The sequence below is a fragment of the Acinetobacter sp. ANC5681 genome (assembly GCF_023488045.1).
GTDB lineage: Bacteria > Pseudomonadota > Gammaproteobacteria > Pseudomonadales > Moraxellaceae > Acinetobacter.
On sequence record NZ_JAMFKZ010000047.1, the window covers coordinates 1 to 11,507 of the forward strand.

Here is an 11,507-nt window from a genome sequence, read left to right on the forward strand (position 1 = left end):
AAAACCCCACTGGCTAGAGTGGGGTTTTTTAAGCTGCCTATTCGGCAGTAAACATTACTTAGCAAGTAGTTAAAATAAACCAAGTTTAATTTTTTAAGCTGCTTATTTAGCAGTAAAACTTGCAAGTAGCACTAATATATCAGTGAGATTTAAAAATGGCAAGTACAGCAGCAGAGCGCCAAAAAGAACGGCACAACAGAATGCTTGAAAAAGGTTTTAAGAAACGTGCTTTTTATGTGAATGAAGATACTTTGAAAAATCTTACAGAGTACAAAGAAGCAAACAAACTAGAAAGCCTGGACGAAGCCTTACAACAAATATTAAAAACCCTCATTTGAGGGTTTTCTTAAAAGAAACTCCAACAACGATTACAAGGTCAGTGATGAAGACGCTATTAATGAACTAATAAAAAAAGCCCTTAATTAAGGGCTTTCACAAGTGCTGCATGTCTTGCATCACATTCATTATACTTAGCTACAGTATCAACTGCCCACAGCAAAACATCTTTACCGTTGCCTTGCTCGATCCGATTCAAAGTCGGACAAGGCTGCATTAGATTCGCTGGCATCACTTGCTTTGATAAGATTGTTGATTTCTGACAACCCATCGTCATCAATACAGCGATTGAGATAAATAGGACGTTCCACGATCTTTTGCACTGTACGTGTAACAGTTTCGACTTTTGTTCTTTGTTCAGCTTTGACTTGCTCATATTCAGCACTCGCCTTATTTGCTTTGTCTTGAGCTTCAGCCAAGGCTTTAACTTGCTTACGCTCAATTTCTTGAATCTGTGCAATGCACTTTTGATCAGCTTGTTTTAATTTGCTCGCATATTGATTTGTGATTGCTGTTTGAATGATCATTAATACAAATAGAATGATGATTACAGTCCAGCGCTTATTTAGTAGAATCCAAGTCATAAGAGTTCCTCAACTTCAGGTAAATCCACGGTTTTTCCTGCAAGCTCGTGATGACAATCTGATAAGAATTGAATCTGGCCATTACGAATAAATGAATGACATTGGTTAGCATGACCACCATTCACCATCAAGGAAGGTGAGAAAGTTGGTTGTTCTAAATTTCCATCAAAATCCCATCTGATTTTATGCTGTGATCCAACATGTAAAGGATGCAAATATTTACACCCAGGGCATTCAATAAAATAGATTCCATTGGATTCAAGCAAGACCTTACTTACTTTCTGGAATTCGCTCATTAGTTCACCCCAACACGATTGTATATCCAGCCGTAAAAAAACTGTTCTTGTGTTGGATTGCGTTCGCAGATCTCGATATAACGCTGCCCTTGCATGATATTCAGCACTCGTACCAAAACCTTTTCTCCATCTTTGCCACGCTTGGCAATATAAGTTTTAAGAGCATTCAAAGTTGCAGATCCATATACTCCATCAACCACCAAATCTGGCCAACCGCCTTTACCTTGGTTGTTAAGTAGATTCAATGCACGTTGAAGTAGTGGCTTTGCAAACCCAGTACCGCAATTCACACCAGTGTCGAGCAGCTCCTCAGCAACGGCTGCACTAATCGCATTTACTTTGTCAAATCGTGGTGAGATCCAGTATTGTTTTTTGTAGATATCCTTTGCAGTAGATAACGGCAAATCTTTCATATTACCCTTAAAACCACTAGCACGAGCTACAGCTTCGGTAATACCAAAATTTGTAGCTCTACCACGATCGGCTGGGTTATTTACATAGCCACCTTCACGGTTAATCAACTCATTTAAGTATTGTTCGATATTCATTTAACTTTCCTCTAGACGTAAAAAAACCGACCAATAGGCCGGTTCGTGGTTATTAAAAAACCTGCTTTAAGCGGGTCTTATGGAAATTTAATCACCTCAATCACAAGTGATATTTAGTTTTTCACTGTAGTAATCTTTAGAAATTTTAAAATCATTCATCAACTTATCCTTAGGCTCAGCCTGAGAAAGCTTTAGAAGCGCTGGCAAATACTCATGCTCATAAATTTTCGGATAGTCATAACAAAGGACTTTGCGTTGTAATGCTTTATCAGCATGTGGATCATCAAGAATATCTAAGAACTTTCCGATCTTTTTGTCAGATACCTCAAAAGATTTTTCAGCAGATTCATTTACTTTTTCAGGTTGCTTTTGACAACCTACAATCATCGTTACAAGGCAAATTAATAATATTTTTTTCATGTGTTTAGCTTTTTAAGTTATTGAAATTAAGACATCTATAGGGCCTTAGTTTATAACATAAAATTTCAGTTAATAAAAAACCGCCTTTCGGCGGTATTGACTGTTTCTATTAAAAATTGTCTTTGAAGTCTTTAACCTCTTTGGCCACATCTAAAATGTTTTTCCCCTCTCGGTCATTTACATATTTAAAGAACCACCGAGCAATAGCCCAAAACGGCAACCCCGAAGCAAAGAAAATCCCACCGATCGCACATACCCCTGCCCATGTGGTTGCATAGTCATGTATAGAAAAATACTGAATGACGAAACCACCAGCCCCGATACTACCGATCACTGTTGTTATTAGACTCACTACCCACTCGCTACGTGAGCGCGGCATGCGCGTCATCACAACAACTAAATACCCCAATGCAATCACAACAGCGATAAATACCCCAAGACCATGCATTTTGATCGCTACTGCACCCGCCCCGCTACTTACTGGCTCTGCCATTTTTACTTTCTCCAGATAATAAAAAAGTCGCTAAAAAGCGACAGTCTTTTGTTGTCCAACCCATCATTGGACTAATAGTTAAACTTCGATTTGATAAACAACACCCGTGGGCGCACTTCGTTTTATTTCATTTCCACTGATGTACACCCGATCACCCACGCTAAAAACAGTTGAACTGGTGCACAGTACAAGCCCCGTACCATCAACAACTAAAACTTTATAGTTAGGATGGTCTGCACTCTGAACAGTGGCTATAAATTCAGGTGTTTTGGGCAGTAAGTCCAAAAGTCTTGATAATGCATTACTCACGATTCACCCTCTCTATAGATGCAGTTTGAGTGACTTTCTCATAACTAAATGATCCGCTTACACCATCGGTGATGCCCCACCAATCTCCATTAAAAGCCGTTAATTCACTCGGTAAACACTGACCTATTTCCTGAGTAATTGGCATCAATAAGCTATGCATTTCAACCATTCCGGCTTTAGCCAGAGCTTCACGACCTTTGCTATGCATTGCTGACGTTGATGTCAGTAAAGGGCTATTGACCAACTCTTGCAGTACATCACCCGCAGTACCAACACGCTTGACTTGCCCGGTATTCCCATTACGGTCGTTTGTTAAAAAGACCCCATTATAGTCTGGATACATTGTGTAATCTGTGGATAGATCAGTCACGACCGATTCAGGAATCACCCGATCATATTCATTAATTGCAATCGAATCCCAAAATGTCTTTTTGTACTTTGGTTTGATCGTCAATGTATTGCTATCAGGTTCGCTATACACAAAACCGCCTGCTGCATCAGCGATAAGCTTGATTGCCGCTATAGGTGTCAGGTTTGAATAGCTCAAACTATTAGCAGGTAGCACCCAGCCTAGCGCATCGATCAATTCCCAGTTCAACACGATATTGCTATTTACTCGGTCAAGTTCAGCTTGAACCAGTTGTACTGATGTACGCTCATTCTCTTGAGTGAAAGAGCGTGTAGGCGAATAAGGCGCATCGAGTAAAGCGGTCGGACTACGACCAGATAACTTATAAACATCTTTTGCAAACTGTTTAGAGCGTGAAATGTTCTCAAGCAACATTCTGTGTTCGTTACCATTGACCATGATTTTTAAAACCACTGGTTGACCGCCCACTGGGTCAAGTTTTGATTTCTCATAAAATGGAATAGTGAGATTGTAAGACCAACACCACGAGCTGCGGTCACAACGATAGTCACCGTTATTGACCTGTATTTCTTGCCCATTATCAAGACGAGTTACTTTTAAATCATTCACGATATACCACCAGTCAACGGCTGCTAAATTAGGAATACAGTCATCAGCACCAAAATTTAAAACTACATTATGCGAATCAATATCATGACATAGACACACAAAGTTTAAGTCTGTACTGCCCACATACTCAGGCAGCGGCTGCGGAACAATTGGATCTACATTTGACTTTCGGTAATAGACTGCCCTTGCCACGTCCCACGCGATTGAATCCGTTGTGACCAGTTCCAAGCCTTTGTCATGCTTGAACACGAATCGCTTTTCAAACACATCTGCGACTTCATGATTAAACGTAATTTTCTTACGCTTTCTAATCAGTTCATCCCAGCCAGACTGACGATTGATCAGCAACTTTTCAGATTCTTCAAAAACAAGAGTTCGAGCAATAAAACGTTTATCGTTCTCTTGCCAAACCAGGTTTAAATCACTAGACAATCCTGTTGTTTCTTCAAAGACAGAACGGACTGCTCGCTGTAGCTGCTGGGTTTTATCAAAGCTATCAGTCACAGCATTGGACAGACTTAAACCGCGCTCAAAAATAAAGGCGCTGTTATGCGCCTTAAATCTTGCTTTGCCATATCTCAGATGTTGTTCAAGTAATGCAGGTAAAGCCTTTTGATAACTAAAACCACTTAAATGATTAAGTCCACGGATGAAATTAATATCAAAATGTGTATTAATTGATGAGCTAAATGCTGTATTAATCACAGCATCAATCGAACAAAATTGACTAGAAACTACTGCATTGATCTCAGCATTAAAGTCAGTTGTAATCACACAATCGAGTTGTGCAAAATAACCTTGCAACGTTGTGAATACAGCATTTAAATCAGTCGCAACCACACAGTCAATTTGTGCAAAACTGCCTTGTAAGGTTGTAACTTCAACAAGAATAACGGTTGAAATAACCGCATCAATACTCGCCGTAATGACTTCATCAGCACCGAAATTAAGCTCTATATTTCTCGCATCAATAGAACCAAGTTCTTGAGTGAAATTTAAATCAACATTATGGCTATCAGGTGGGATGTAGTTTGACACATGCACACCTCATTTAAGTCGATGGTCGAAGTACTATCGAATTAATCATTAAGGTACTGCCAAGCGCTAGACTTGGATTTGCTAATGTAATCTCCGTACCCACGCTAAAATCTGCAACAGCGTCACCATTACCGTTATACAAACGTGCCCATGTTGCTGTGCCCGCCTGTGTCACCGTTGCGGTATCAGTCGGATATAACTCAATACTGTCTGCATTGAGTTGTTTAAAGCACGGCTTTGGCAAATTCAGCGTGACTAGTTTATTACTTGGATTAGCTGCGACCGCAACACTTGCAGGCTTTGTACCATTATAAAATGAAAAAGTAGCATTACTGCTACCCGTATCTAAGAAATTTGCCAAGGCTTGCAATTGAACTAAGCCAGCTGCCAACGAAGGTATTATACTCATGTATTCACCCTATCTTTGATCACAGCGTTATAACTATTTTCTGGATCTAACGCTAGAACATAGTTTTGATCAGTATTAGACCCCAGTAAAATATAAGCACCTGTTGCTGCTTTAGAGATTGTTTGACTCAACATAAACCCAGTCTTTCTGTTATATGCTCGAACTACACAAGAGATAGGAACACCCATTTTTTTTGTTGTACCCTTTATGAGTTTATCTCCGCATAGATTCGACACTTGCTTAATGCTATTAATTATCATTCGATATGCCCCAGATGAAATGCGTAACAACCGAGATACGTTGTATCAGAACTAGTTTGTCTACATTTAACAATAATAAATATCTCATTATTGTCTACAATCAGTTGTTTATCTGAATAATTAGATTGATCAAATCCGACCCAGTAAATTAAATCAGCATTACCTAAAAAGTTGCTTAGATTGTCTTTAATTGGAATCTCGCTTAAAAGAATGCCTAAATTTGCTTGATAATTTAGTCCTGTTTGATAGCCTGAGTATGTAGAAGCTCTGGTTATAATTGATGAAATAGAATTCGAATTTATTGAATTATCACCTCTCAGCAATGGGTAAAATCCCTGAGCGCTTTCTGTTAAGCCGCTATACGGATTAAAATAATCCGCTGCATATGTATACTGAGTAGATGCGGCTAAAACAGGTCTTTTTTCAATTCCATTATCTAATATAAAAAAACCAACAGGCGTTCGATAATTTGTCTTTCCAGCTCGTAAATCAAAAGCATTTAGTAAAAAAAATGATTGCTCATTTCCTATCAATATCCAGTCTCTAGCCCCATTATCTGGCGAATCACTAAATACACCATAGTCATAACTACCAAATCTCGGTTTGTAAGCATATATCCATTTCGACCAACCAACATATGCACTCGATGAGCTACCAGTACCTACCCAGTTTTTATTTGGATTTGCATTATCATAAGGAACCTGACTACCACTTAAATCATCAATCCCTGTGCAGGTTTCTAAAATTCCAACTTTTGCAAATTTTGCATAATTTGTGTCGTAAACAGGATCAAGACTATTATCGACTCTTAAAAAATAAGGATTTGAGGATGTATCCTTTGCTCTATAAACAGCTTTTTGAGTGCCTGAAAATGACTTGCTCCACCCAAGCGGCGCCAGTTTTGCAGAAATTGTACCTGTTGCTGTTAAATCAGGGCTTGAAACTAAAAATTCGATCGTTGTTGGTGTTAATCCTATAATTTTAAATTCACCATTCAATACAGTTTGGGTTACACCCGAAACCTCAACCACCTGAAATTGCTTAAAATTATGAGCAGTTCCAAATGTTGCTTTCGCTACACCATTTGAAACCACAAGACTGGATATGTTTTGTGATCCGAATCCAGATATTAAACACGCATCAAGTACATCAATCAAGCAGCCCCATGCATTTGTTAGTTGAGGAGCATTAGCATTGTCAAAACTAAACCATTTAACCATTTGGTGCCTCTTAAAATTTAAAAAGGCTGCAAAAGCAGCCCTTGGAGAAATTATTTAAACATCACGATCAATATCACCGCGATACATGATCTGGAAGTTATCGCTTAAAGTTGTTGGTTCAGATTGCTTCACAGTTCGTACGCACCAGACAGGGAACATCGCAGCAACTGTATTAAAACGAAACGCGTTTCCAGATGCCCAGCCAGTTCCCCATCCCTCTTTTTTAATTACGAAATATGGTGCGTTCGTGATTGGATTTAACGGTGCACAATCGGTATTGACATTACCTGTTCCAATCTGGCCAGACACCTCGCCAACAATCCTAAAGTTTGTCGTATCAGTAAATATGATTGCCCAACGCTCCTGAATCGCCCCCTTGTTTGTCACAGCAATTGGGTATAGTGCGTCATTATAGTTTGCTGAAATACCTGTGCTGCTTGGCACATCAGCCCATGTGCTGTTCCAAGTGCCTTGCACAAACTTGGATGTATAGCGACTAAACATATCACCCACGACCAACGCTGAACCTACAATCGAATTGTCAGCATCATAGTTATGAGTCACTGGCTTAGTTAATGTGATCTGACCATTGATCTGCACATCATTAATAAGACCCATGTCTTGATAACGATATGCTGCCGAAATTGGTGCAACAAGACTATTCAGAGCAAAGTCACCGCCTAATGTCACTTTTCCATAATCATAGTTCACGGTGTACATATCATAAGGAACCTTAGTTCCATTACTATCTTCTAGCTCACACCACGAAATACGCTGATCTGCTAAGTCATAGGTCTGACCTGCCACATGGCTTGGTAACTGCTGAAGCTTTGATGATGCAATCACACCAATGTCGCCAACACGAAAGATTGGTACACGTCCGTCTGGCGGTAAACGAGTTGCAGACAATCCTAAAATCTCAGAATCAAGCGGAATGTAGGTGTAGGCCACAGCGTTATAACGAACTGATGTTGCATCGATCCACACTGGCGCATTCACCCAAACCGTATTTCCTGTATCTGTATAGTCTAAAAGTGGATCGTACCAATCTTGGTCTACAATTTCGGGATGATCGGATTTTTTGGTTTTCTTGTAGAAGTAAATGTCTACAAAACCAGTCTCATAATTGATTTTACCGTGTGCTTCATCAGTTTCAATCACTCCCGCTTCATCAGCAGTTAAAGTGAGCTGACCACCCGCAATTTTACCTACAACCACAGTTAAAGAACCTGGTCGAATTGGAATCGTTGGTGTACGAAAGCTGACGTGATTAATCGGTAGCATATCTGTCGTGGTAGTCAAAGACTGCAAGCTAATTAAATTATCAACATTCGGTGTCCAACTCTCTAACTCAATAACACCTGTGCCATATTGAATAACGCCGCTTTGTGTAGCGCTACCCGTCGCTGAATCTACATTGCGATATAGCAAGCCAGTTCGATCAATAAAGGTATCTTCACCCAATTTAAAACGCACCGAACCAGATAAGATTTGCTCATCAAACCCCTGTGTTAAATCAAATTTAAGCTTGTCGGCTGTAACTGTTGTTGAACTGCTGCCTGTGCCAGATGTATCGCGATATTTGACTTGTATGGTTGTTGGATTAAAAGCCTTCAAACTTGAAATGACTTTTTCTACTTCTTTTTTTTCTGGAAGATAAAAACTCATAATTCCACCGTATATTTAAGACATGACCACATAACTAAGCGGTGTATAGATCGTTCTATAACTTAGCGATTGTGCGGTTGGTGTGACTTCACAAGAACCAGTTGCATAGATGATTGAGCCTTGAATGTTGCCAAATTCATCGACTAGATTTCCTGTCGTCTCGTTGACTGGGACATCGTGCAGAAATACCACGCCAGTTTTCCCATTGTTCGGATCACTGGCCAACGGTATCTCAAGACCCACCGAACTTGGCTGAATTGCGGAACCCGTACCGATGGTAAAGAGCAATTTGTTATTCGCATCAGGCGTTGCAGTCTTAGTTTGCGATTTACCCTCACCGTAGTTATAAGAAAGTGTAAATACCGTGTTTTTTTGCGGTAACTTGTTCGGTATTAATCGACCTTTACCCGTGTTAAAAGTCATAAAACCAGTTGCATCACCCGTGAACTGACCCGCGCTATTCACCGTTGCGGATTTGGTTTCACCGTCTAATAGCCAAGTCGCAGTTAAGCTGACAATTCCGTTATGGAACAATTGGAAATCTACCCCCGCAGGCGAGACAGACAAATCAGCACGGGCAAAAGTTGTAATCGGACTGCCCCATTGCAAGAGAATTGGCGTTCCGACATCGGGCAATGCGCCTGTTGTTAATAACCAAGTACCTGTCGTGTAATTGATTGAGCCGCTGCCTATAGACTCATTTGCTGCCACCAATCGCCCAGTTCCATTGTCTTTAAGCACGTAGAATTTACCTTGCGACATGAAAGACACACTTAATGCACCAGGTGCAGGGATTGGAACTAAGACTCCCGTCCAGTTTGTGCCTTGATTATTGGCTGTAACAGGTAAAGCATAGGACTCAAAAGGCTGTACGGGTGCAGATGCAGGCTTAAATGTGATACTGATAGTTGCATTGCCTGACCCAATTGCATTGGTCCACACAATACGGCCCGTTTGGTAGTCAATCGTACCAACTTGAGTACCTGTTGCTGTCCGCAACGTACCACCATTGTCCGTAATGTTTTGACCAAAAAGCGTAAATGAAACACTTGCAGGCATCACACTTGAACCAAGATATAAAGCCTGCGATGTATTTACGTTGGTTGTGAATTGCGTTGTAATGGTTCCGCTATTTCCAGCCGCCAAAGTAGTATTTTCACTGACTGCATTGAGATCAAGCAAAGGCGTTTCAGTCTGTGACGATGGAATCAACTGAGAAAAAATAGACTCAGCCTGAATTGTAAAGCTCCCTACTGCAACATCATCCGCTAATTCGACACTGGCATAATAAACACCTGCATCAGCCACAATTGAATCTCGCAAAGTGGCGGCTGGCTTGGCATTGTTGTACCACTGCAACGCAGACACTCCTACGAAATCACGGGACAATGGGTCTTGAAATGAATATGTTGCGACCTTGTACTCAATATTCGAGTTGTTCACACGCAGAGTTGCTGTACGGGTTTCAACGCTAGTGATACGCACATACTGGGCAAACTCGTTGACTGTGCCCTCATTCACTACGAGTACAATCGTATCACCAATACTATTCTCAGATTCATTGCTACTCATCACCACCTGAAAAGACTTCATACCTGAATATGCTGTATCAAGCAATGAGCCAACAGCTTGTGCGCCTTTCGCTAAATAATTCTCAAGTCGATTCTGTGCAGCGTCACGTGTGTCAGTATGGCTTTTGGTGCTAAACAACAATGCTGAAACGTTCGGATCATCTGGATTTTTTGAGACAAAGACAGTTGAGCCCATCAAGCTTTCAGTATCGTTATTATTCACAGCGGCATATATCTTACGCAATGATACACGACCCATTGTTCTATCTAATTCAGATACATCTGGGAAAAGGTTATTGCTTTCCCCATCAGTAACAACTTGACCGCTATATTTACCGCCGCCATCAGACGTATCTGTCAAACGCTCAGATTTGTATAAAACTAAGTTATTGGTCTCAATTGGCATTTGGCACCTCTACAAATTTTAACGTGACTTCGTAATAGTCACCCTCTGATACTGTTGGAAAACCCATCACTGGCTTTGCATTAATCGCACCATCAGCATGATTAAAAATCACATTGAATTGACGTGTATCGTGTGGATATTCAAAAATTAAAGTGAATTGCTCATCTTGCAGTGCCGACCAGTCTTGAATGACTGATAGATCAGAACGTTTGATCCAACCTTGTCCGTCACTAGCTGATAATGTTATTGGTCGACCTGACTTCTTCTTACCTTGCTGAACGATCAAAGTCCCATCAATTGCTCGCTCTTGGCTTTGTTCAATCGGCTTCCAATCAAACTCATCCGAAAATAAAAAACCGTTCTCAAGTGGAACGGTTTCATTGGTTGCTTTACGACGTAATTTCATTATCTTGCTCTACTCAATTGCTCTAATTCACTCAACAATGCATTGATATTGCTTTGCTCTGATGCGGGTCCATTTAAGTTAAATTGCTTACCCGCCAAATTAAACTGGTAATTCACAGTTGGAGAACTACTGCCCATATCTTTCGGCATTTGTGGGGACTGGATTTGCGGTGGATTAATCGAATTACTTGCAATATTTGGACTGCTTACACTTGCAGGAATAGATGCAGTTGATGTTCCAATATTTCTAAGTAATTCATCGATCTTATTGGTTCCCCATTGTGTAGTTATGCCTAATTGGCGCGCTCTAGCAAACTCAGCTTGAGACAGTGCATCAATAATACCATTAGCAGTTCCCACTGAATAAGAAGATTCAGCACGCTGATCAGCACTCAAACCTTGCGACCAAATCGAATTTGTAAGCTCCTTAACCCTATCTTCGCTATAGCCCTTTGATCTAATTTTATCTTCGACCTCTGCTCTGGTATAAGAGTCATATTCATAGATCATTTTAGATAGAGCTTCTCCCTGTGCTTTGGTTTCATCAGCAAATGCTTTTCTATCA

Annotated in this window: 14 protein-coding genes and 1 pseudogene; 1 reads left to right on the forward strand and 14 read right to left on the reverse strand. The window is 40.4% G+C overall.

All coding sequences use genetic code 11. The features are described 5' to 3' along the window. Positions 1 to 155 precede the first annotated feature (155 nt). Entirely contained in the window at positions 156 to 338 is a 183-nt protein-coding gene (locus M5121_RS14890) for a hypothetical protein (RefSeq protein ID WP_249571608.1), read from the forward strand. A gap of 168 nt (positions 339 to 506) precedes the next feature. Here M5121_RS14890 and M5121_RS14895 read toward each other — a convergent pair whose 3' ends face one another. The 14 genes and pseudogenes from M5121_RS14895 to M5121_RS14960 form a co-directional block, all read right to left on the reverse strand. Continuing rightward, a complete protein-coding gene (locus M5121_RS14895) occupies positions 507 to 920 on the reverse strand; it encodes a hypothetical protein (RefSeq protein WP_249571609.1) in 414 nt (137 codons plus the stop codon). Further along, entirely contained in the window at positions 917 to 1,216 is a 300-nt protein-coding gene (locus M5121_RS14900; RefSeq protein WP_249571610.1) for a ubiquitination-like system serine protease family protein, read from the reverse strand. Before M5121_RS14900 ends, M5121_RS14895 begins: the two co-directional genes overlap by 4 nt. Then, positions 1,216 to 1,764, reverse strand: coding sequence for a glycoside hydrolase family 108 protein (locus M5121_RS14905; protein ID WP_249571611.1), 549 nt, complete (start codon positions 1,762 to 1,764; stop codon positions 1,216 to 1,218). Before M5121_RS14905 ends, M5121_RS14900 begins: the two co-directional genes overlap by 1 nt. A gap of 96 nt (positions 1,765 to 1,860) precedes the next feature. Next, positions 1,861 to 2,184: a hypothetical protein gene (locus M5121_RS14910; protein WP_087546734.1), complete on the reverse strand. Its 324-nt coding sequence runs from the start codon at positions 2,182 to 2,184 to the stop codon at positions 1,861 to 1,863. A gap of 109 nt (positions 2,185 to 2,293) precedes the next feature. Beyond that, positions 2,294 to 2,677, reverse strand: a complete 384-nt coding sequence (locus M5121_RS14915; RefSeq protein ID WP_087546733.1) for a hypothetical protein — start codon at positions 2,675 to 2,677, stop codon at positions 2,294 to 2,296. Positions 2,678 to 2,755: 78 nt separating this feature from the next. Then, complete coding sequence (locus M5121_RS14920; protein ID WP_249571612.1) at positions 2,756 to 2,986, reverse strand: hypothetical protein; 231 nt, start codon at positions 2,984 to 2,986, stop codon at positions 2,756 to 2,758. Further along, positions 2,979 to 5,003: a hypothetical protein gene (locus tag M5121_RS14925; RefSeq protein ID WP_249571613.1), complete on the reverse strand. Its 2,025-nt coding sequence runs from the start codon at positions 5,001 to 5,003 to the stop codon at positions 2,979 to 2,981. The genes M5121_RS14920 and M5121_RS14925 overlap by 8 nt, the downstream gene beginning before the upstream one ends. 13 nt (positions 5,004 to 5,016) lie before the next feature. After that, positions 5,017 to 5,412 (reverse strand): hypothetical protein, encoded by a 396-nt coding sequence (locus M5121_RS14930; RefSeq protein WP_249571614.1) that lies wholly within the window; start codon positions 5,410 to 5,412, stop codon positions 5,017 to 5,019. Then, entirely contained in the window at positions 5,409 to 5,546 is a 138-nt protein-coding gene (locus M5121_RS14935; protein WP_249571615.1) for a hypothetical protein, read from the reverse strand. The genes M5121_RS14930 and M5121_RS14935 overlap by 4 nt, the downstream gene beginning before the upstream one ends. Positions 5,547 to 5,668: 122 nt before the next feature. After that, a complete protein-coding gene (locus M5121_RS14940) occupies positions 5,669 to 6,892 on the reverse strand; it encodes a hypothetical protein (protein WP_249571616.1) in 1,224 nt (407 codons plus the stop codon). Between the two features lie 54 nt (positions 6,893 to 6,946). Continuing rightward, positions 6,947 to 8,560, reverse strand: a complete 1,614-nt coding sequence (locus M5121_RS14945) for a hypothetical protein (RefSeq protein ID WP_249571617.1) — start codon at positions 8,558 to 8,560, stop codon at positions 6,947 to 6,949. Positions 8,561 to 8,575: 15 nt separating this feature from the next. Next, positions 8,576 to 10,537 carry a hypothetical protein gene (locus M5121_RS14950; RefSeq protein WP_249571618.1) on the reverse strand — a complete coding sequence of 654 codons (1,962 nt, stop codon included), beginning with the start codon at positions 10,535 to 10,537 and terminating at the stop codon, positions 8,576 to 8,578. After that, the gene (locus M5121_RS14955; protein ID WP_249571619.1) at positions 10,527 to 10,943 is read right to left on the reverse strand and encodes a hypothetical protein; all 417 of its coding nucleotides are present in this window, start codon (positions 10,941 to 10,943) and stop codon (positions 10,527 to 10,529) included. Before M5121_RS14955 ends, M5121_RS14950 begins: the two co-directional genes overlap by 11 nt. Beyond that, positions 10,943 to 11,507: pseudogene (locus M5121_RS14960) on the reverse strand (hypothetical protein); the annotation flags it as partial. The pseudogene M5121_RS14960 and the gene M5121_RS14955, both read right to left, overlap by 1 nt.